We start from the raw sequence: 20,776 nt of genomic DNA on the forward strand, positions 1-20,776 counted from the left end.
AAATCTCACTTCGGGAGCATCATAAAACTTAGCTTCCATTTATTAAATAATTAAATAGCTTTTAAACTGCCTTTTTATATCAATTATGCACGATGCATTGGGATATCATTATTTCCAGGTTGAACAAGCAAATATTGAATTACATCGATATTGCTTGACTCAAATGACGCTGCACAAGCTTGTAAATATAGATCCCACATTCGATAGAAGGAATCACCCATTTCTTTCGTGACTTGATCTTGGACTTGATGGAAATTTTTTGTCCAATGCTCTAATGTCAATTGATAGTCACGACGCAAACTTTCTAAATCGATCAATTGCAAATCGTTTTTTGTAATATTATCAACTAATTCAGTAACCCCAGGAACATAACCGCCAGGGAAAATATATTTATTGATCCAAGCATTTGTCGCACCGCCTTGTTGTCGACTGATTCCATGGATCAAAGCTGTTCCTTTTGGTTTCAATAAATCTTTTACGACTTTGAAATAACCTTCAAGATTTTCAGAACCTACATGTTCGAACATACCTACACTTGTGATATGATCAAACGTTTCGCCTTTTAGTTCACGGTAATCCATTAATAATACACGGCATTTATCTTCTAAATGTTCTTCTTTGATTTTTTTTGTGATCAAATCGTATTGTTCTTCACTTAGAGTAATCCCAGTTGCTTTGACGTTATATTCTTTGGCAGCAGTGAACATCAATGTTCCCCAGCCGCAACCGATATCAAGCAACGTTTCGCCTTCTTTGATAAAGAGTTTGTCTAAAATATGATGGACTTTATTGATTTGTGCTTGTTCCAACGTATCTTCAGGTGTGTTGAAATAGGCACAAGAATAAGTCAGAGTTGGGTCTAGCCAAAGTTTATAAAAGTCGTTACCTAAGTCATAATGCGCATGGATATCTTCTTTGTTTTTTTGTTTTGTATGTTTTTCTTTCTTTGGCAGCCATTTTAGATAATCTTTTCCTCGTAAAAAGCTGTTTGCTTGCTGATAAGCATCGTTGATTAATGCTTGGATACTTCCCTCGATCTCGATTCGATGATCCATATAGGCTTCTCCTAGTGCCAAAGAAGCGTTGCTTGTAATCTCTTTCATTGGGATTTCTTCATGGATATTGATTTTGATTTGGGGAGGAGTGTCCGTATCTCCGTATTGTTTCGTTGTACCGTCCCAATAATTTACTTCGACAGGGAGCGAGAAAGAACGTGAAAATAATTGGTTGTATAAAGTTTTCTCTAACATGATTTTCCTCCTTAAAAAAACTACCCTATTACGTTAATACTAAAAAAGAAAAGAATCAACTAAGAAGTTTAATTTTTTCAGAAATTTTTCAAAAACTACTTTATTTTTCATTTTTTTCACATTCATTGTCGCACAAATCACTTAAACTTGTCATTCGACACGCTTATCTTTGAATTTTGTCTTAGCAAAAACCCATAAAAGCAGCAAGACAGTTATCATTGTTTGGACACTTAGCATCAAGATAAAGTCAAAGTGGATAAACCCTACAACTGCTGCTACCATGGATCCTATCCCCATCACGTTCAGCATCAAATTTGCACTCTCTTTGAATGTATGAATGGATGAGAGTTGGCTTTTTCTTGTCATCCACAAGAAAAAGGAAGCACCGAATAAAATGAGACTCGTCATGATAAATAGGACAAGACCAAGACTTAAACTATAAGATAAAATGATTGTTGGACGATTACTGGCATAAAATTCTCTTTCTAAAAATCGTTGGAAATCTTCCGGCGTACGTACAGAATCCGGTTGGAAAGATGGACTATAATTCATCGTATAGCGGCGTATACCAGATTTATCCTTTTGTTGGATCACCCATTGTTCCTTCTCAAAATCAATAAAAGTTCCATGATCGGATTGTTGTTTCTCAGATAAAGACACACCTACCAAAATTTCAGGGGTCACAGCTATCGTTTGTTGCGATGATTGTAACCCAGTTTCAGATAATTCAAGTTCAGAAAATTTTTTGGTTCCTTGTTCATCGATCAACGAATGAACGGATAGAAATTGTTCTAATGGAATCCCTTGGATCTGATTGGCATAAAAAAGAGTCACAGGCATGACCATCAAGGAAACTAAAAATACAAATATCAAGAAAAATTTGGGCCATGATAATAGTTTGCGTCCCGCAAACACTTGAGTTGGCGTACGTAAAGTGGAAAAATAATTTAACGGAAATGTTTGCATGATCCTCTGCTCCTATCCTTTTGTCCCGCCAGATGTCAGGCCGGTAACAAAGTTCTTTTGTAAAAAGAAGAATAATAGACAAATCGGTAAAGCAATCAAAATTGCTCCAGCAGCAAAGAGGGAGACCCTTTGATTTGTCACGTCAGAAATAAATGTTTGCAGGCCAACAGCAACAGTCTGATTTTCAGGTGTTCGGAGCAGGAACTTCGCTAGCATGAAGTCGCCAAAAGGTCCCATGAATGCCCATAATGCTTGAACGGCGAGCATTGGTTTGACAAGAGGTAATACAATCTGGAAAAAAATCCTGAAATGCCCTGCCCCATCAAGTTTAGCAGATTCATCTAAATCTATTGGTACTGTGTCAAAGTATCCTTTCATCAGCCAAGTATTCATTGGAATCCCACCGCCTATATAAATCATCGTCAAGAACCAATACTTATCTAGTGCCTCTAATAAGAAAGCCATGACATAAAAGGCAGTCAATGCTGCCATAGTCGGTACCATCTGAATCACTAAAAAGAACATCAAACTTGATTTGCGGCCGATAAAACGATAACGGCTATACGTATAACCAGCTAAAGTTACTACAGTTACTTGTACGATCATCGTTAGGACAGAGATGATTAACGTATTTTTATACCACGTCCCGTAAAGTGTTTCACTGAACAGCCGCGTGAAATTCCCTAAAGTCCAGTCGCTTGAAAAATCCAAACTGAAAGCCGCAATGTTTCCTGACTTGAAGGCAGTACTTGCTGTGATCAAAAGTGGATAGATAATAATGACTGATAACAGTAAAAGAAAAAAGTAAGTAAAAAAGTGAGAAAGCCGTTTTTGGAATCGTGCACTCGAATGAAATTTTTTCATTGTTTAATCCCCCATATTGAACGCATTTGTCTTTTTGAACACTAGCAAAGATACGCAGATAACGATGATGGAGATAATCAACGTAATGGCTGAAGCCATAGAATACTGTGGAGAAGTTCCAGTCGTAAGTTTATAAATCCATGAAATCAGGATATCTGTAGAACCAGCTCCTCCACCCACGCTTCCGGGCCCTCCATTGTTAAATAGGTAGATCATAGAAAAATTATTGAAATTCCCAGTATATTGGGTAATAAACGTTGGTGCCGCAACTAGAAATACAGCTGGCAGTGTGATATTTGAGAAACGTTGCCATGCATTTGCTCCATCGATTTTTGCTGCTTCATACAAATCTTCAGAAATCGACTGTAAAATCCCTGTAACCATTACATAGATATAGGGAAATCCTAACCATCCTTGAACTAAGATGATTGCCACTTTAGTCCAGTTCGGGTCCGTTTTCCAAGAGATTGCACTGATATCTACAAATGGAAGCTGGTTTATGAAAGGAATAACTTGAGTATTGATGGCACCTACGCTATCGTTGAATATATTCGAAAAACTCATGATAGTAATAAACGCTGGGACCGCCCACGGTAATAAGAAAATGATACCGAAAATACGTTTAAATTTAATAAATTTTTGGTGAGCAACAACCGCTGTGAGAATACCAAGGGTGATTTGTAAAGTTGTTGCACATAACGTCCAGATTACGGTCCATGAAAAGACTGCAAAAAAAGTATTGCGATATGAACTCAAGAAGAAGATGCTAAAAAAGTTTTTAGCCCCTACCCAATCAATCAAACTGGCTGGTGGAATATGATTAAAGTCATAATTGGTAAATGCAGTAAATAATGTGACTAAGACTGGGAAAATGATGGTAAAAATCATGAGAAGATACGCGGGAAGTGTCAATAGATAAGGAAAACCTTCATCACCTATATTATGTATGACTTCCTTCATCGTTCGATTGATTTTTTTCCCTTCTTTACGCATCCTTGCTACTCGATAGGCGTCTAGAAGATTCAAAGCGTAAAAAATCAAGAAAATGATTGTAATGATGAATTGCAAAGTGCCTTCAATCAAAATAAATAATGAATGATCTTCCATTGGTATACTTCCCAAAGTAACCAATCCTATCAATGCATGAAATCCGCCCAAGAACATCTGACCAATGAATAGGACGAATATTGCGAAAAAAACGATGCCTTTAAAAGTTTGGCCATTTACAAACTGCCCCATCCCCGGAATAAGTGAACAAAGCGTGATTTTTTTTTCGTTGATCTGGCTTGTTTTATCTTGCTGCATCTGAATGCCCCCTCTAAACTTGCTAAACCGCAAACTACTTTTAAGATAATGGCAACAAGAACAAGATAATTTTCCATCTCGCTCTTGCCACCTCTATCTGAAGCACCTGTTCCATTTTTTTATAAAAATGGACGGTTATCATTTTAATCAGTATTTTTGTTCTATGGCTTCACTGATTGTTTTCACTGCTTCATCTGCGGATTCTTTTGGTGTTTTTGAACCTGATGCTGCATCGAACATCAAGTTTTCTGCACCTGTCCAAACTTCACCCATTTCTGGGATGTTTGGCATTGCTTGAGCTGTTTCATATTGTTCGATCACAGCTGTTGTTAATTCATCGTTTTTAGCCTTGGCTGTTTCCCGAGCTTGTTGATTTGCAGGGATTTCATTTACCATTTCAAAGAATTTCTCTTGATTCTCCTGATTCGTTACATAATCGAGCCATTTTTGAGAGAGATCTTTATTTTTAGCATAATTGCTGACTACCCATCCTTTTCCTCCGCCAAATGGTTGATAAGGCTGTCCATTGTTTAGAGTAGGAATTTTTGCAACACCATAATTGATATTGTTTTCTTTGTATGTTTGCGCTTGCCATGGGCCGTCAATAATTGCTGCAGTTTTGTTGGACATGAATTGCTGGCTGGCGAAGTCCCCTGCACTTTTTATGTCTTGCATTCCCTTAGGCCAAACATTTTGGAACCAATCTGTTGCATAAGAAATTCCTTCTACAGCACCTGCATTATTCAAACCGATATCAGAAGGATCTGTACCATCATCACCGAATACATAGCCACCGTAACCTGCAATCAAACCATAGGAATAATAAAAGTCAGTCCATTTAGCTAAAAATCCTGTATTTTTTCCTGCTTCTGACTCAAAAGCAAAACGACTGTCTTTGGATAGATTTTCCAAATCTTTAAACGTCGCTGGTGCTGTATCGACTAAATCTTTGTTATAGTACAAAACAAGGGTCTCGATTACTGCAGGTTCTCCATAGATTTTTCCATCATAAGTCACTTGGGCTTTGTCTGTTTCATCGTAAGCTGATTCATTTCCCAGTTTTACTTCCGCCAGATGTCCTTGCTGTCCTAACGCACCGATCCGGTCATATGCTGCCATCATAACGTCAGGTCCCTTTCCAGCAGGCCCATCTAACGCTAATGATTCTAACTGATCGAACATGTCCTTTTCTACCAGCTTGATCTTCACATCGTTTTCTTTTTCGAATGTATCTTTTATTTCGTTTATATAATCTTTATATCCAGAATCAACGGAGACTGTTAACGTTTTCCCTTCTTCCGCTTCCCCTTCTGCTGAAGAATTACCATTGCCACAAGCCGCTAATCCGCCTAAGATTCCTAAAGAGACTAACCCTAAACCTAACTTTTTCGCGCTTCTTTTTTTCATCTTCATTTCCTCCTGTGTATTCAACGTGCTGTTACACCACTATTATAATGGGCACAAATCTTTATTTGCAAACGCTTTCTTGTTGTTACCGGTAACAGTTTTCAACACATAATCAAAAATCCGTATTGCTGTATCTCTGCTTTCCCATCTTCTAATAACTGACAATTTTGACTAAGAATAACCTCATTTTCCTGTTCTACTATCCAAGGTTCTGCTGACTGATTGAAGTAAATATGGATAATCTGCCCCTCTAGTTCACGTACAAAATAGAGCTTATCTTCACGATCATTTACTATTAACCATTGGGTAGCCCCTTCAGAAAGAATCTTAGACAACTGTTTCCTAAGAGAAACGAGTTCTTTTATAAAACCAAACAGTTCTAGATCTTGTTTTTCTTTTTCCCAGACCATACATTTTCGACAATCCGGGTCTTCTCCACCAGTCATCCCTACTTCTGTCCCATAATAGATACATGGAGATCCTTTTTGAAGAAACATAAAAGTCATCACAGATTTCATCAATTCCTTGTTCCCATTACAAAGAGTTAAGATCCTTGCAGTATCATGAGAATCTAATAAGTTAAATGTCCCTTCGTTCACCTGATCTCTGTAAAGCATTTGCTGATGATTCATTCCACTGACCATTTGCGAAGCTGTAATTTTCTTTTTTGCAAAATAATCTTTAATTGAATCTGTAAATGCGTAATTCATTACTGCGTGGAATTCATCCCCTTGCAGCCAGGCCTGTGAGGAATGCCAGATCTCTCCCAGGATATAGATATCAGGTTTGATGGCTGTAACTTCTTCTCTAAATTTTTTCCAAAAATGATGATCCACTTCATTAGCAACATCTAGTCGCCATCCATCAATATCGAATTCTTTTATCCAATAGGTGGCAATATCTAATAAATATTTTTGAACCTCTGGATTTGCTGTATTTAGTTTGGGCATGAATGGAGTAAATGCAAAAGTATCATATGGGATATTTTCAGCAGTTTCTGGCACATCAGTCATCTGATAGGAATCTACTGGGAAAAAGCGGATATGGAACCAGTCTTTATAGATTGATTTTTCTCCGTTTTCGAGTACATCTTGCCATTGGGGCGAATGGATTCCCATATGATTGAATACAGCATCAAACATGATACGTATCCCTCTTTTATGTGCTTCATCAATTAAATTTTTTAAAAGTTTTTTATCTCCAAACGCGGGATCGACTTCATAATAGTCGATCGTGTCGTACTTGTGATTGGATGTAGCTTTAAATATGGGACAAAAGTATATTCCGTTGATACCCAGGTCTGTCAAATAATCCAGATGATCCATCACACCTTGTAAATCCCCGCCAAAGAAATCTTCACGATCTGGATCTTTGCTTCCCCAAGCCAAAGTATGATCGGGATCATTTGCTTTATCCCCATTTGCAAATCTTTCAGGAAAAATTTGATACCATACTGTTTCTTTCACCCATTCTGGTACAACGAAGCGATCAATTTGATGGAAATAAGGCATTCGAAAATAAAAATTTGGTTCAGCAATCACATTTTTTCGATAAGGAAAAACACCTTGATCACCATAGAAACAATCCGTGCTGTCTTCTCCAATAACATGGAACGCATATTGTAATCGTCTTGTTTCACTTGTCAATTCAACTTCCCAATAATCATGAACATTTGTACTTAAACACTTTTTCATTGGTCGTTCTTTTTGATACCATTTTTCAGTTGTTATGGTATACGGATCTCCGCTTAACACATATACTTTTTTGATATCATTCTTCCGAGTACGAAGCCGGATACGGAATTTTGTATTCGTATATAGAAATGCATATTCACTTTCCGGTCGATGATAAATTGCAGCTGTGTCCATTGATTTCCTCCTTGCGATTTAATATTACGTCCTCACTATAAGTGATATAGATAGAAAAGACAACGCTTTCAAAAATGTTATCGGTAACAGTTTTTTTGGCACTTTTCTATTACTTTTTAAGCGAATTCAACAGATAGATTCAAAAACTTTTAAAAGTTTTTGAATCTATTTTCTACCTATTTCGAGTTCTATAATTATCTTAGTTTATCTGCTTCTCTGCTCTCTATATTCGATCCTCCTAATCGAAAAAGTTTTTTAAGAGTTTTTGCTTGATCGAGTGATTTCAGATAAGATGAGTTTCCTAAATTAGCCAAGCCTAATTTTTTTCTTAAACGAAGTTAACTTATAGTGAAAAATAAGTTATAATAAGATAAGAATACTATTAATCAACTAAAGGAAGTGGATAAATGAAAGAAACAAGACAATTTATATGGACATATGTCAAAATTATTTTTGTCCTCTTTATATTAGGAGTCGCTATAAATATGTTTTTAGGGCCTCATCATATCGCTGCTGGTGGTGTCAGCGGACTAGGAATATTACTGGAAGCTGCTTTCGGTTTTGACCGTGCTATAGTCATTTTAGTATTGAATATCGCTATGTTAGTGCTAGCTCTTCTGTTTTTAGGTAAAAAACCTTTTTTCAAAGTGCTTTTTGGAAGCTTAGTTTTTCCTTTGATCATCGCGGTAGTACCAGAGATGATGATTACTTCAGATCGGTTGTTATCTGTCATTTTTGGAAGTGCGATTTTTGCTTTAGGAGTGGCCATCTTATATAAAAATAACTCTTCCAGTGGTGGCACGACGATCCCTCCCCTCATTTTTAAAAAATATTTCCACTTGAACACTTCGATCGGCCTGTTTCTTACAGATGCTTTCGTCGTTTCTCTCAATCTGTTTGTTTTTGGAATAGAAGAATTTCTTTACGATATCTTATCTATTGCAATCACTTCAATCGTCATGACCTATATCGAAACAGGGATCAATCGGAAGAAATCCGTCATGGTTATGAGCGAACATTCTTTGGAAGACATTCGCCTTCGCTTAAGTGCTGAAATCGGACGCGGGCTTACCTTGCTGGAGGCAAAAGGCGGCTATAACCGAAAGTCAAAAGAAGTGTTATTGATCGTTGTGACCGATCATGAATTCTCTCGAATGAAACCTCTGATAGAAGAAATTGATCCAAGCGCCTTTGTCATTGTCAACAGCGTAGCAGAAGTAATGGGACGCGGATTTACTTATCATCCAATCGAATGAGTTGGTAAGTAATCAACCCTATTATTTTGAATGCGTTTTCTTTAACTGGTATAATAATGGAAGAAGTAAGTAAATGTTCGATTGAAAAAGAGAGGAGAATTTTATGCATAAAGGAACAGAAATCGATTTTGTATTAAATGACAGTTTGAAAGCTCTAAAACTTTATCAAACGATCTTTGATGAAATAGAACTGATTGAGGCAACAGAGTATCCTAGAGGCAATAATGAAGTCATTTTTTCCTTGTATGGCACGCGGTTCCATATGCTGGATGACAATCCGCCCCTTGGTCTGACTGCCCCTACTGCTGAACATCCAAATACGATCTGGTTCAATATCATCGTCTCTGACATTAAGGACACACATAATAAAGCATTACGAAATGGCTGTGTAGAGGTCCAAGAAATGACAGAAATGATGGACTTTGGTGTGACCAATTCGATGTTCAGGGATCCTTTTGGTTATTTATGGATGCTTCATCAGGTTCATCGTGAAGTAAGTTTTGAAGAAAGAAAACAACTTTTTGAAAAATATATGTAAAGTTTATGATGGGATTAGTTCTTGTCACTGATATTTTTTTGTAAATATTCTTATTAGAGGAAGCAAGTTTGTTCCATGTGCTTTCTCTTTTTTCTTGAATAATCAATTTCTTTGCTTTTTATAATTAAATTGTGTACAATCTAATTGCATCAAATATAATAAAAGGTGGTAATCTTATGAAAAAAATGTATTCTACAAAAATGATCAACACAGGCGGACGTTCTGGAGAAGTCCATAATCCTGATCACACATTCGAATTAAATATTGCAGCTCCTGGTAAACGTGTTGAAAACGCAACAAATCCTGAACAATTGTTTGCAGCTGGTTTCAGTGCCTGTTTCAACAGTGCATTGGAGTTGATTAAACAACAAAAAAATATTTCTGGCGCTTCTACTGTCAGCGCACAAGTTTCTCTTTATTCCGAAAGTGAAATGAGCTTTGTCTTAGGCGTAGAGATTGAAGGATCTATCGAAGGCCTTTCTCTAGAAGAAACCCAAGAATTATTAGAAGCTGCACATAAAGTGTGCCCTTATTCAAAAGCGACAGCTGGAAATATCGAAGTTACTCTGAAAGCTGTTAGTGAATAGACTTTTTTGTGTAAATCCGCTATGATACACTATAGTGAAACAGCGGAGGTGGAAAAATGGAAGATCTATATTTAGCTAATCAAGTATGTTTTCCTTTATATGCCGCCTCTAAGGAGATCATCAGGCACTACACTCCCCTTCTCAAACCGCTGGATCTTACCTATACCCAGTATCTTGTGATGCTAGTTTTATGGGAAAAGAAAAAGACTACAGTGAAAGAGCTAGGAAATGATTTGTGTCTGGATTCTGGTACGCTAACCCCCTTACTGAAGAAGTTAGCAGAAAAAAATTATATCAAGCGTCAGCGTGAAACGGATGACGAAAGAATCGTAAATGTTACGCTCACTTCTCAAGGAGTTGCGTTGCAAAAACAAGCAGAAGGTATTCCACAAAAGATCAAGTCTTATCTTCCGCTTGAACAGGAAGAATTGGATACACTGCAACATCTGACCCGAAAAATGCTAGATAATTTTCATCAAGACCAGAAAAAGGGCTGAAACTGCTAGATGAACGATTTTATGAGGAAAACCAACTCATAAGATAACGTCATTTAGCGGTTTTTCTTTTTGCTCTTTCCCTTTCTTATTTTCGTATTCCATCATATAATGAATAACGTGTTTATTTTTGTTATTTGGAGGTTGTCAAATTGTCCGTTTATCAGCGTTTTTTGGCGAATGAAAAAATACGCCGCCTCACTGTTTTATTATCTGTCATTTTTGTACTTTTCTTAGTAAGAAGTATGATTACAACCATTTTACTCACATTTATCTTTACTTACTTGATGATCCACCTTGTTCAAATCATTCAGCGATTTGTCCGAATCCCTACAGGTATTTTAGCCATCATGATTTATACATTGATCGTTTATCTTATCTATCTGGCATTCACAAAGTATATCCCGATGCTTATTCATCAAACATTCGATATGATCCAATCTGTTATTGATTTTTACGAGCATCAACCAAAAGATGCAGATCCAGTTTTACAATACATCCACAATTATATCGAGCGGAACGATTTCTTTGAACAGCTTCAAAATGGCGCGTCAATTGCGCTTGGCTATTTACAAGATATAGGAAAACTGGCAGTGGCGTTCGCTATGTCGTTCATCTTAAGTTTCTTTTTTATGATTGAAAAGCAAAAAACGATTTTTTTCTCACGGTTATTTCTAAAAAGTGAGTTTTCTTGGTTCTTTCAAGATCTATATTATTTCGCCGATAAGTTTGTCAATACATTTGGTTTAGTATTAGAAGCTCAATTTATTATTGCTCTTTTAAACACCCTGCTCACAACTATTGCCTTGGCCGCATTTGGCTTTCACCAACTGCTGAGCTTAGCAATTATGATATTCATTCTAAGTCTGATCCCAGTAGCAGGCGTTATTATTTCTTGTATTCCTCTATCTTTCATTGCTTATTCACAAGGAGGAATCAGAGATGTTGTTTATATCCTGATGACGATTTTGGTTGTGCATCTGATCGAATCTTATGTACTGAACCCAAAATTAATGTCTAGCAAAACAGACTTGCCGATTTTTTATACATTCGTGGTCTTGCTTGTTAGTGAACGATTCTTTGGCGTTTGGGGATTGATTGTCGGCATCCCGATTTTCACCTTCTTTTTAGATGTGCTGAAAGTGAAAAAGATTCCGAATCATTCACCAAGAGAAACAGATCTCCTTTAAATTAAAAATGAAGAAAGATAAAAATTAGAACGACCCTAAATATCAGATTTAGAATCTGTTATTCAGGGTCGTTTTATTAATATTACTTTTTCGTTTGTAAAAATGTGTTCTCCGACATTCTTCAAATGTCAGTGTCATCTATTTTGTTTAAATCTTTTTACAGAAAACATCATTGTTATGCTTAATATAATGATTCCGCTCCACAGTATGACTTTATTTTGTGCTTCTCCGGATTTTGGCAGCTGTTTATTTTTCGTATCAGGACTAGCAAGGATTGTATCTTTGCTACTTTTTAAAGTCTCAGCTGGGTGAGGGCTATCAAATCGTTGTGTGTGTATTCTGCTTCTCTTTATTTATTTGTTGAATGGTTGTATCTATTTTTTGACTCTCTTTCTTTTCATCCTTTTGGGTGCTTATCTCTTTTGCTGTTATATTTGTTTCAGGTGTTTTTTCTGGCATTTCTGGGACCACATCTGGCTTTTCTTCAGGAACCCTATTTGGTGTTTCTGGATTCTCGGTTTCATTATCCGTGTCTGGTTTTTCTTCTGGTCTTGCTTCGTTGCTAGAGTCTGTATCTAGTTCTGGAGTCACATCTGGTTTCTCTGGATTCTCGGTTTCGTTATCTGTGCCTGGTATTGTTTCCGATATTGTTTCGTTTCCAGAGTCTGTATCTGGTTCTGGAGTCACATCTGGTTTCTCTGGATTCTCGGTTTCATTATCTGTGCCTGGTTTTTCTTCGGGAGTTGTTTCAGGTTTTGATTCATTGTCTGGCTCCGGCTTCATTTCTGTATCAGGCTCTTCACCAGATTCTATTTCCGGTTGCTGTTCTCCGTCTGGATTTTCTGTAGGCGGTATATCAGGCTTGTTTTCATTTTCTGGTTTATCCGTTGGTTCCCCAACAAGATCTCCTCCTCCTGAGTCGATTGCTGAATCTTGCTCAACTGTCTGCCGTTGACTATACGGCGTCAAATAATGAAGATCGTCCGGTAAGCCATCTGCTACTTTGACAGTAAACAGTGCTGGTTTTAGCAAGTCCTGATTTAATGTGACGGTGAAAGTAAATGTTGCTTGCTTGTGTTGGATAGACAAAGTATTCTCGTCGTAACTGATCAATAAAGCAGGGTCAACATTCTCAAATGTAACAGCTGATTGTCGTATCGGTGCTAAGTCTCCCGAATAATCAACTGTTGCTTTGATGGTCGCTGTTTGTCCTTTTTTCAATTTTGTGACACCTGAATTGAAGGAAGAAAATTCATCTTGGAAAGTAATTCGATTAACATTGGCCCATTTGGTTTCTGCCCAATTTGCTGTTCCTATCTCCTCTGTATGCACTGTCTGATTTATAGTAAGCGATAAGCTTAAGGCTGTAAATGTTGAGATTAAGATGGTTGGATATCTCATAACTCTCTCACTCCTTGATTTTTTTGTATGCAAGAAATAAGATAGTAGAGATTGTACCTATATGTTTACTGTCTTTTTGTCTAGATTCATGAAAAAAACAGTAATATTTTCTAGTTTTAACAATCTAAGTAAAAAGGAGCGCCCTTCATGCAAACCCAAGAAGCGATAAAAACGTATCTTTTAAAGAAAAAAAGCAATACAAAATTAGATATTTTTCTTTTCCTGTCTGAACATCGTTTCTTTATTACTACACAATATTTAGCAGATCATTTCCATATGTCTGAATCAAATTTTCTATTATACATCAAAGAATTAGAACAAGATTTTGAGCGTCTAAATCTAACAGAATTGCATATTGATAAACAAAAACCTTTTTTGAAGTTGAATTTTGAAGGAATTGATCCGGCTTATTGCTACTATCGTCTATTTGGAAGGTACTGCAACGAATCGGTCAGTTATGAGATCTTGACTTCTTTGTTCAGTTGTCAGACAAATTCGATTATCAGTTTAAGTCAGCAAACGAACTATAGTGCCTCTTATCTGTATACGAAAATGAAAAAAATCAATGCATTTTTAGCATTGTATGGTTTGTCTGTCTCCTTTTCTAATAATGGAAGAAAGTCCTTTTCTGGAAAAGAAGTACAAATCCAATATGCAGCATTAGATATTTATTGGAATATCTTTTCAAGTACTGCTACAGATTTTTATGATGAAGAACCACAGGTAGTTGCTTTTATGATGAATACTTTTTTAAAAAAGAGGTACTTGACCGACTGAATAGCGGTATGATGGATAAATTATATTTGCTGTTGAAAATATGTAAAGAGAATTTTCCGGCTACTTCTGTAAAAGGTGTGCAAAGAGAGTTTGATGAGTATGAATATATTGACTTTTTTATTGATCCCTCTGTCGATATTTTGCGTCCCAATCTGCCAATTTGTCGCGAACAACGCATCCTAGTGAATATTTTAGTACGGCTCTCTATCACGAAAATCGAATCAGAAAAAACAAGTTTGGAGCAATACGAACTTTTAAGAAAAGCAAATGTTCCTCATGTTCTTTATTCAAGAAAAATGGTGGAATCCTTTTGTACTGTATTTGATTTGCTTATGCCTGAAAAAGAAAAGATTCTTTACTCATTGGCGTTCGCACGAAATAAACTTTATAATGGATTTCTTAACTTCAATCAACCAAATACGCCCCTTCCTACTTTTATGCTTTATCAAGAGCATAACGTATTGAAAGAAATCCAAACAGCTATTGAACGATTTTACATGGATTTCAGAGAACAAAATCAACATATGCTGCCAGATATTTTAGAAAAAGAAAATGTGCTATGGATGGTCGAAGATCTAGTACATTTATATGATCGTTACAAAAAACAACCGCTGATCGTGATTGGTGTGAACTATACGCGTGATTTTTATATCAGTAAAGATTTGATTGTTAAGATAGAACAAATTTTTTCAAATGAATCGATCAAAATACAAAACGATTTTATGGAGAACTGTAACATCGTTATCAGTGACTGCCCTTTGAAACAGTTGCCTTCCCACATCAAAAAAATATATATTTTAAAGGGAATCATCACACCAGAAGATTGGAAAAAAGTGATTATGAGGATTTCAGAATATATTTTTGAATTAAAAGAAGAGGCTCTTATGAACCAATCGGAAAAAGAAAATCAAGATAACCTCTAGTTCCTAGACCAAAGAAGTGACATAAATCCGTATACTGTTGAAAAGCATACGGATTTATGTCACAAAAATTTGAATATCTTTTTCTTTTACATAATAAAATTATAAATTATTTACTGGTTTTCTTTACGTTCGTTTCCTTTTTCAATTGCTTCCCATAATCAATTTAGATATACCGCACCTAATGCTCGATCATATAAGCCATATCCTGGTCTTCCTGTCTCATTCCAAATCATTCTGCCATGATCAGGGCGGATATATCCGTCAAATCCGTTGTCATACATTGTTTTTAGTATACGGTACATGTCTAATGAACCGTATTCTGATTTATGCGGTGCCTCATAGAAATCTCGATTATCTAAAAACTTGATATTTCGAACGTGAGCAAATGGGATCCGGTCTCTTTGGCAAAATTCTGCTAAAATTTCATACACATCATTTTCTGGATCTTCTGCAATACTTCCTGTACAAAGAGTGATTCCGTTAGAAGGACTGTCTACTACTCGGCACAACCAATCTAGGTCTTCTCGATTCTTTACGATTCGAGGTAATCCAAAAATCGAGTACGGCGGGTCATCTGGGTGTACAGCCATTTTGACCCCTACCTCTTCACATGTCGGGATGATTGATTGAAGAAAATAAGCAAAATTTTCTCGAAGTTTTTCTTCGTCTACTGATGCATACGCTTCAAGCAAAGATTTGATATGAGCTAAGCGTTCAGGTTCCCACCCCGGCAACTCGAATTCATTGCTGGACTGTTCGATGCGTTCGACGATTTCTTTTGGATCAGCTGGAATATCAGCGGATATAAAAGCTAACGTAGATGAGCCATCTTCTAAGCGGTAATCAAGATCAGATTTGACCCAATCAAATACAGGCATAAAATTATAGCAGATGACTTCTATTCCATATTCTGCCAAGTTTCGAATCGTCTGCTTATAGTTTTCGATATACTGCTCACGGGATGGTAAACCAATTTTAATGGCATCATGCACATTGACGCTTTCGATAACCTTTAGTGTCAATCCACGAGACTCAATTTCTTCTTTTAATTCTTTGATCCGTTCCCTAGGCCACACTTCTCCTACTGGTATATCCATCAATGTGCCTACAATACCTTTGACTGCAGGTATTTGTCTGATTTCATCTAAAGCAATCTTTTCCTCTTGTGAACCGTACCATCTAAAAGTCATTTCCATTATAAAGTTCCTCCATGTTCTTGTAAGTAATTCTGTAATGTTTTTCGTACGGCATTGGGTCCTGCCAACATTTTGATGAACATTCCTTCTATTTTTCTGCCAATCTCAGCTTGATAAAGATCTACACCAAAAATTTCTTTATTTGACAAAATAGGAACAATTTTCTCTTGGATATGTGAGGTATCTTGCGTACCCAATTGAATATCAGAAAGCCTGTGCTGAAGTTCCACCAGCAAAGGATCTGGACTCGGTGTGAATGGTTTTCCTTGATCATCAAGGCCAATAAGGTATCGAAGCCAAGCAGCGAGAATCAATGGGATGAACACAAGAGTCTGCGGGTCCTTATTTTCTATTTCCATATATTTTTTAATCGTCTCACCGTAACGAATCGCCACCTTTTGAGAGGTATCCGTGGCGATTCGCTGAGGCATGTCAGGAATATTTGGATTAGAAAATCGCACAGTGACTACTTCTTCAAGAAAGGTCTTTGGATCAATGATTCCAGGCGATTCTACGACTGGAAGACCTTCATTGTACCCGATTTCAGAAACTAACAGTGACAAATCTGGATCTTTCATCTCTTCAGCTATACTCCTATAACCCAGTAAACAACCCATAATAGCTAAAGCCGTATGCAAAGGATTAAGACAAGTCGTCACTTTCATCGTATCTGCTTTATCTACCGTTGCACGATCAGTCAAGAACACTCCAGCTTTTTCGAATTTCGGACGTCCGTTTGGAAAATGATCTTCCATGATTAAATAATGGATATCTTCTGTATTGACGAATGGCGCAATATTGGTTCCCTTTGCGGTTTGCAAGATCGACATATTTAAAAAGCCTTCTTCTGCCAACATTCTGCTAACTGATATGGAAGGATTCGGAGTGATACGATCAATCATTGTCCATGGAAACGCAACGATTTCTTCATTCGATAAGTATTGGATAAATGTTTCTGGTACATAACCTTCCTTTTGCCATTCTTTTGCGATCGCTAGCAACGAAGTACGTAATTGACTGCCGTTTTGTGAAAAATTATCTGTAGAGACAAGTGCAATCGGCCAAGCTCCCGATAAAAACCGTCTATAAAGTAGTGCAGCAAGAATACTCATCGTATGTGATGGCTTTTTCGGACCATTTTTTATATCAACTGCAATCGGTCCTATATATTTATTACTTGTATCTTTCAATCGATAACCTTTTTCAGTAATAGCAAAAGTAACTAATTGTAAACTCGGATTTTCAAAGTGACCAATCATCTTAGCAAAGTGTTCCGAACAATCTGGATGACAATACAGACTGTCAGCTGTCGCAGCTAATACACGTTTGATAAATTTTCCACTGCTTGGCATGACCACTTCAAGAATCAAATCATCAAAAACTCGGTAAGCCTTTTCAATTATTTCTTCATCGAATGTTTCACAAACAATGACACCAGTGGGCAATTCGCCTTGATCCGCTAAACATTGAGCGATTTCTGCATGAAATCCTCGATAAAGATTTCCGCCACCAAAATGGATCCAGACAGGATTTCTTTGTCCAGTTTCTCTTAATGATGCACGGTCAAAATGAGGTATTTCTACTTCTTTTTGAGATAATTCAGGAATAAAGTTCTCCCAGTTGTTTAAATCAATCATTTTTCCCCTCCTAAACTAACATATCAGTTTTTGTCTTCAAATGAATTTTATGCAATAAAAACCGCTATGTCAATCAAAATTTTACTATTTGTACAAATCTACGAGTTAAAGTGACATATCAGATTGTTTTTCAGATCTCTTCTGTTATACTACGTTCATAGAAATGATTTTGGAGGTATAAAAATGAAAAGTAGCTTGCAATCTCAAGCTTACCAAGCGATTCGTAAACAAATCATCTATGCGGACCTAGAACCTGGAAGAAAAATATCTGAAAAAGCGCTGGAGGAACATCTTTCTATCGGCCGGACCCCCATTCGCGAAGCATTGATTCAACTACGTCAGCAAGAACTCGTGTACACAGTTCCTCAAAGTGGTACGTATGTTTCAAGAATCAATCTCTATTCTGCAGAAAATGCTCGATTTGTTCGAGAACAATTAGAACAGCAAATCATGATTGAATGCTGTTCCAAATTGGACCATCAAACACGAATAGTGTTAGAAACGATTTTAAAAGAACAAGAAAAAGCAGCCCAAATAAAGGATGAACGTGCGTTTTTTCGTGCAGATAATTTATTTCATGAAGCTTGTTTCGAAATTGCCGGCAGAAAAGAAGTTTGGAACTGGTTAGATGACCACAATACCCATTTAGAACGTTTTCGTTGGTTAAGAGTGACCATACAAGGGCTTCCATGGGAAACGATCATGGAACAACATGAAGATTTATTCAGAGCATTAGTCGATAAAAAACCAGAAGAAGCTCGTTTTCAAACGGGATTGCACTTGCACATGATGCTGAAAGAACAAGAAACTGTCACTCAACGTTATCCTGAGTATTTCAAGTAGTTGTATTTTCTTATGCCTCTTCCATTTTATAATTAACCAGCGTTTTTGAGTAATCTTTATTAAATAACAAAATATTCATTGACTTTCTAACTCCAACTAAATTACAATCATTATAAATAAATAATTATTATTGGAGGTTTTACTATGTCATTGATTGGGAAAAAAATAGAAGAATTTAACGCTCAAGCTTATCATCAAGGAGAATTTTTAGAAATTAGCGAGAAAGACCTTATGGGGAATTGGAGCATCCTATGTTTCTACCCAGCAGATTTCACTTTTGTTTGCCCCACTGAACTAGAAGACTTACAAGAACAATACAGCACCTTGAAATCTTTGGGTGTTGAAGTCTTTTCTTGCTCTACAGATACCCATTTTACTCACAAAGCATGGCATGATACATCAGATGCTATCGGTAAAATTGAATACACGATGATTGGCGATCCTTCGCATCGGATTTCTCGTATTTTTGATGTGTTGGATGAAGAACAAGGATTAGCTCAACGAGGAACATTTATTATTGATCCAGACGGCATCGTTCAAGCTATGGAAATCAATGCAGATGGAATTGGCCGTGATGCTAGTGCACTGATTGATAAGATACGGGCTGCTCAATATGTACGTACCCACCCAGGTGAAGTTTGTCCGGCAAAATGGAAAGAAAGTGGCGAAACATTGAAACCAAGTTTTGATCTTGTTGGAAAAATTTAGGTGGTCGACATGTTAGATAAAGAAACTAAACAAAACCTCGAACAATATTTAGCACTGATTGAATCTCCTATTGTTTTTTCTGTTAGTTTGGATACTAGTGAAAATAGTCAAAAATTAGCAGAATTTACGAAGGAAATATCAGAAATGTCTCCTAAAATCTCTCGGGAAAAAAAAGAGTTGATGCGGACACCTAGTTTTTCTATCAGCCCTCTTGGCAAAGAAAGTGGAATTATTTTTGCTGGTATCCCCCTCGGTCATGAATTTGCTTCTTTTTTACTAGCACTGTTACAAATTAGTGGACGGGCACCAAAAATCAGTGAGTCTTTGAGTCTCAAAATCAAACAAATCAAACAAAAGCTGCATTTTGACAGTTATGTTAGCTTGACTTGTCACAATTGCCCGGACGTTGTACAGGCATTGAATATATTAGCTGTATTAAATCCAAATATTACTCATACGATGATTGAAGGCGGTATGTTCCAAAAAGAAATTGATGATAAACAAATCATGGCAGTGCCAACAGTGTTTTTAAATGGTGAAGAATTTAGTAGCGGACGCATGACGATCGAACAAATCGTTGAAAAAATCACTGGTCCTTTGGTTGAAGAAGAATTATTTGAAAAAAAACCTTATGATGTATTAGTGGTCGGTGGCGGACCAGCAGCTAGTAGTGCAGCTATCTATGCAGCACGTAAAGGAATCCGCACAGGGATTGTTGCTGACTCCTTCGGTGGACAAGTCGTTGAAACACTGGGAATTGAAAACATGATTGGTACCCCTTACACAGAAGGGCCAAAATTAATGCAGCAAGTAGAAAATCATGTGCGTAGTTACCCTATCGATATTATGATCAATCAAGAGGCTGTTTCCTTAAATAAAGAGCAAGATTTTATCAATATCGGCTTGGCTAACGGTATATCACTTCAAGCAAAAACTGCAATTATTGCGACAGGTGCGCACTGGCGTTCTATCAATGTACCGGGCGAAAAAGAGTTTAAAAATAAAGGAATTGCTTATTGTCCACACTGTGACGGTCCTCTATTTAAAGGAAAAGAGATTGCTGTTATCGGCGGTGGTAATTCTGGTGTTGAAGCAGCAATCGATTTGGCTGGGTTAGCAAAACATGTATATGTTCTAGAATTCTTACCAGAATTAAAAGCAGATCAAATCTTACAGGATAAACTAGTCTCTCTTGCGAATGTCACTGTTATCAAACATGCAGCGACGAAAGAAATCAGCGGTACGAATCAGGTAGAATCTCTCTCCTATATCGATCGCCGTACGATGGAGATGCATACACTAGCTGTTTCAGGAGTATTCATTCTAGTCGGCTTACTCCCTAATACGGATTGGCTAGATGGAACGATCGAAATGAATCCAAGAAATGAAATAGTGACCGAGAAAAATGGCGCAACGAATATCCCCGGCGTTTTCGCAGCTGGTGATTGTACAGATAGTCCATACAAACAAATCATCGTTTCAATGGGTTCAGGAGCTACTGCAGCTTTAGGAGCATTCGATTATCTGATGCACACTTGAACTATAAAGATTGTATAAAAGACAGAT

18 protein-coding genes and 1 pseudogene are annotated in these 20,776 nt (G+C 36.9%); 9 read left to right on the plus strand and 10 right to left on the minus strand.

Annotated elements, in window-relative coordinates; translation table 11 throughout:
- Positions 1-83 precede the first annotated feature (83 nt).
- From HMPREF2731_RS11130 to HMPREF2731_RS11155, 6 genes are all read right to left on the minus strand, one after another.
- Positions 84-1,250, minus strand: a complete 1,167-nt coding sequence (locus HMPREF2731_RS11130; RefSeq protein WP_002290735.1) for an SAM-dependent methyltransferase — start codon at positions 1,248-1,250, stop codon at positions 84-86.
- Positions 1,251-1,400: 150 nt separating this feature from the next.
- The gene (locus tag HMPREF2731_RS11135; protein ID WP_002309215.1) at positions 1,401-2,216 is read right to left on the minus strand and encodes a maltodextrose utilization protein MalA; all 816 of its coding nucleotides are present in this window, start codon (positions 2,214-2,216) and stop codon (positions 1,401-1,403) included.
- A gap of 12 nt (positions 2,217-2,228) precedes the next feature.
- A complete protein-coding gene (locus tag HMPREF2731_RS11140) occupies positions 2,229-3,080 on the minus strand; it encodes a sugar ABC transporter permease (protein ID WP_002290731.1) in 852 nt (283 codons plus the stop codon).
- A 3-nt stretch (positions 3,081-3,083) separates the two neighbouring features.
- On the minus strand, positions 3,084-4,385 hold the full coding sequence (locus HMPREF2731_RS11145; RefSeq protein ID WP_002290728.1) for a carbohydrate ABC transporter permease: 1,302 nt from the start codon (positions 4,383-4,385) through the stop codon (positions 3,084-3,086).
- A gap of 147 nt (positions 4,386-4,532) precedes the next feature.
- Entirely contained in the window at positions 4,533-5,792 is a 1,260-nt protein-coding gene (locus HMPREF2731_RS11150; protein WP_002306680.1) for an extracellular solute-binding protein, read from the minus strand.
- Positions 5,793-5,893: 101 nt separating this feature from the next.
- Positions 5,894-7,660 carry a glycoside hydrolase family 13 protein gene (locus HMPREF2731_RS11155; RefSeq protein ID WP_002309211.1) on the minus strand — a complete coding sequence of 589 codons (1,767 nt, stop codon included), beginning with the start codon at positions 7,658-7,660 and terminating at the stop codon, positions 5,894-5,896.
- Positions 7,661-8,067: 407 nt separating this feature from the next.
- Between HMPREF2731_RS11155 and HMPREF2731_RS11160 the strand changes: the two genes are divergently transcribed.
- The 5 genes from HMPREF2731_RS11160 to HMPREF2731_RS11180 all read left to right on the plus strand — a co-directional run bounded on the left by HMPREF2731_RS11160 (position 8,068) and on the right by HMPREF2731_RS11180 (position 11,725).
- Positions 8,068-8,916: a YitT family protein gene (locus HMPREF2731_RS11160; protein WP_070872978.1), complete on the plus strand. Its 849-nt coding sequence runs from the start codon at positions 8,068-8,070 to the stop codon at positions 8,914-8,916.
- A 103-nt stretch (positions 8,917-9,019) separates the two neighbouring features.
- Positions 9,020-9,454, plus strand: coding sequence for a VOC family protein (locus HMPREF2731_RS11165; protein ID WP_070872980.1), 435 nt, complete (start codon positions 9,020-9,022; stop codon positions 9,452-9,454).
- Between the two features lie 176 nt (positions 9,455-9,630).
- Positions 9,631-10,041 carry an organic hydroperoxide resistance protein gene (locus HMPREF2731_RS11170; RefSeq protein WP_002290719.1) on the plus strand — a complete coding sequence of 137 codons (411 nt, stop codon included), beginning with the start codon at positions 9,631-9,633 and terminating at the stop codon, positions 10,039-10,041.
- 56 nt (positions 10,042-10,097) lie between these two features.
- Positions 10,098-10,538 (plus strand): MarR family winged helix-turn-helix transcriptional regulator, encoded by a 441-nt coding sequence (locus HMPREF2731_RS11175; RefSeq protein WP_002290718.1) that lies wholly within the window; start codon positions 10,098-10,100, stop codon positions 10,536-10,538.
- Positions 10,539-10,687: 149 nt separating this feature from the next.
- Positions 10,688-11,725: an AI-2E family transporter gene (locus HMPREF2731_RS11180; RefSeq protein WP_002319949.1), complete on the plus strand. Its 1,038-nt coding sequence runs from the start codon at positions 10,688-10,690 to the stop codon at positions 11,723-11,725.
- Between the two features lie 134 nt (positions 11,726-11,859).
- On the opposite strand, the gene HMPREF2731_RS15570 is transcribed toward HMPREF2731_RS11180, so the two are convergent.
- A complete protein-coding gene (locus HMPREF2731_RS15570; RefSeq protein ID WP_371113399.1) occupies positions 11,860-12,078 on the minus strand; it encodes an LPXTG cell wall anchor domain-containing protein in 219 nt (72 codons plus the stop codon).
- Positions 12,044-13,126, minus strand: a complete 1,083-nt coding sequence (locus HMPREF2731_RS11185; protein WP_371113398.1) for an LPXTG-protein cell wall anchor protein — start codon at positions 13,124-13,126, stop codon at positions 12,044-12,046. The genes HMPREF2731_RS15570 and HMPREF2731_RS11185 overlap by 35 nt, the downstream gene beginning before the upstream one ends.
- Positions 13,127-13,273: 147 nt before the next feature.
- Between HMPREF2731_RS11185 and HMPREF2731_RS11190 the strand changes: the two are divergent.
- Positions 13,274-14,826, plus strand: a pseudogene (locus HMPREF2731_RS11190) (helix-turn-helix domain-containing protein).
- A gap of 158 nt (positions 14,827-14,984) precedes the next feature.
- Here the strand turns inward: HMPREF2731_RS11190 and uxuA are convergent.
- On the minus strand, positions 14,985-16,022 hold the full coding sequence (uxuA, locus tag HMPREF2731_RS11195) for a mannonate dehydratase (RefSeq protein ID WP_070872981.1): 1,038 nt from the start codon (positions 16,020-16,022) through the stop codon (positions 14,985-14,987).
- Positions 16,022-17,659, minus strand: a complete 1,638-nt coding sequence (locus HMPREF2731_RS11200; RefSeq protein WP_070872983.1) for a mannitol dehydrogenase family protein — start codon at positions 17,657-17,659, stop codon at positions 16,022-16,024. Before HMPREF2731_RS11200 ends, uxuA begins: the two co-directional genes overlap by 1 nt.
- Before the next feature lie 183 nt (positions 17,660-17,842).
- Between HMPREF2731_RS11200 and HMPREF2731_RS11205 the strand changes: the two genes are divergently transcribed.
- The 3 genes from HMPREF2731_RS11205 (at position 17,843) to ahpF (ending at position 20,749) form a co-directional block, all read left to right on the plus strand.
- Entirely contained in the window at positions 17,843-18,502 is a 660-nt protein-coding gene (locus HMPREF2731_RS11205) for a GntR family transcriptional regulator (protein ID WP_002316279.1), read from the plus strand.
- 144 nt (positions 18,503-18,646) lie between these two features.
- Positions 18,647-19,210, plus strand: coding sequence for an alkyl hydroperoxide reductase subunit C (ahpC, locus tag HMPREF2731_RS11210; RefSeq protein WP_002290708.1), 564 nt, complete (start codon positions 18,647-18,649; stop codon positions 19,208-19,210).
- A 9-nt stretch (positions 19,211-19,219) separates the two neighbouring features.
- Entirely contained in the window at positions 19,220-20,749 is a 1,530-nt protein-coding gene (gene ahpF / locus HMPREF2731_RS11215; protein WP_070872985.1) for an alkyl hydroperoxide reductase subunit F, read from the plus strand.
- Positions 20,750-20,776: the final 27 nt, after the last annotated feature.

The sequence above is a fragment of the Enterococcus sp. HMSC072F02 genome, from assembly GCF_001837725.1.
In the GTDB taxonomy this organism is placed as follows: domain Bacteria; phylum Bacillota; class Bacilli; order Lactobacillales; family Enterococcaceae; genus Enterococcus_B; species Enterococcus_B lactis.

Excerpts from the sequence above, each read along its gene's own strand:
- HMPREF2731_RS11130 (WP_002290735.1), bottom strand. The coding sequence starts at position 1,250 with ATGTTAGAGAAAACTTTATACAACCAATTATTTTCACGTTCTTTCTCG.
- HMPREF2731_RS11135 (WP_002309215.1), bottom strand. The coding sequence starts at position 2,216 with ATGCAAACATTTCCGTTAAATTATTTTTCCACTTTACGTACGCCAACT.
- HMPREF2731_RS11140 (WP_002290731.1), bottom strand. The coding sequence starts at position 3,080 with ATGAAAAAATTTCATTCGAGTGCACGATTCCAAAAACGGCTTTCTCAC.
- HMPREF2731_RS11145 (WP_002290728.1), bottom strand. The coding sequence starts at position 4,385 with ATGCAGCAAGATAAAACAAGCCAGATCAACGAAAAAAAAATCACGCTT.
- HMPREF2731_RS11150 (WP_002306680.1), bottom strand. The coding sequence starts at position 5,792 with ATGAAAAAAAGAAGCGCGAAAAAGTTAGGTTTAGGGTTAGTCTCTTTA.
- HMPREF2731_RS11155 (WP_002309211.1), bottom strand. The coding sequence starts at position 7,660 with ATGGACACAGCTGCAATTTATCATCGACCGGAAAGTGAATATGCATTT.
- HMPREF2731_RS11160 (WP_070872978.1), top strand. The coding sequence starts at position 8,068 with ATGAAAGAAACAAGACAATTTATATGGACATATGTCAAAATTATTTTT.
- HMPREF2731_RS11165 (WP_070872980.1), top strand. The coding sequence starts at position 9,020 with ATGCATAAAGGAACAGAAATCGATTTTGTATTAAATGACAGTTTGAAA.
- HMPREF2731_RS11170 (WP_002290719.1), top strand. The coding sequence starts at position 9,631 with ATGAAAAAAATGTATTCTACAAAAATGATCAACACAGGCGGACGTTCT.
- HMPREF2731_RS11175 (WP_002290718.1), top strand. The coding sequence starts at position 10,098 with ATGGAAGATCTATATTTAGCTAATCAAGTATGTTTTCCTTTATATGCC.
- HMPREF2731_RS11185 (WP_371113398.1), bottom strand. The coding sequence starts at position 13,126 with ATGAGATATCCAACCATCTTAATCTCAACATTTACAGCCTTAAGCTTA.
- uxuA (WP_070872981.1), bottom strand. The coding sequence starts at position 16,022 with ATGGAAATGACTTTTAGATGGTACGGTTCACAAGAGGAAAAGATTGCT.
- HMPREF2731_RS11200 (WP_070872983.1), bottom strand. The coding sequence starts at position 17,659 with ATGATTGATTTAAACAACTGGGAGAACTTTATTCCTGAATTATCTCAA.
- HMPREF2731_RS11205 (WP_002316279.1), top strand. The coding sequence starts at position 17,843 with ATGAAAAGTAGCTTGCAATCTCAAGCTTACCAAGCGATTCGTAAACAA.
- ahpC (WP_002290708.1), top strand. The coding sequence starts at position 18,647 with ATGTCATTGATTGGGAAAAAAATAGAAGAATTTAACGCTCAAGCTTAT.
- ahpF (WP_070872985.1), top strand. The coding sequence starts at position 19,220 with ATGTTAGATAAAGAAACTAAACAAAACCTCGAACAATATTTAGCACTG.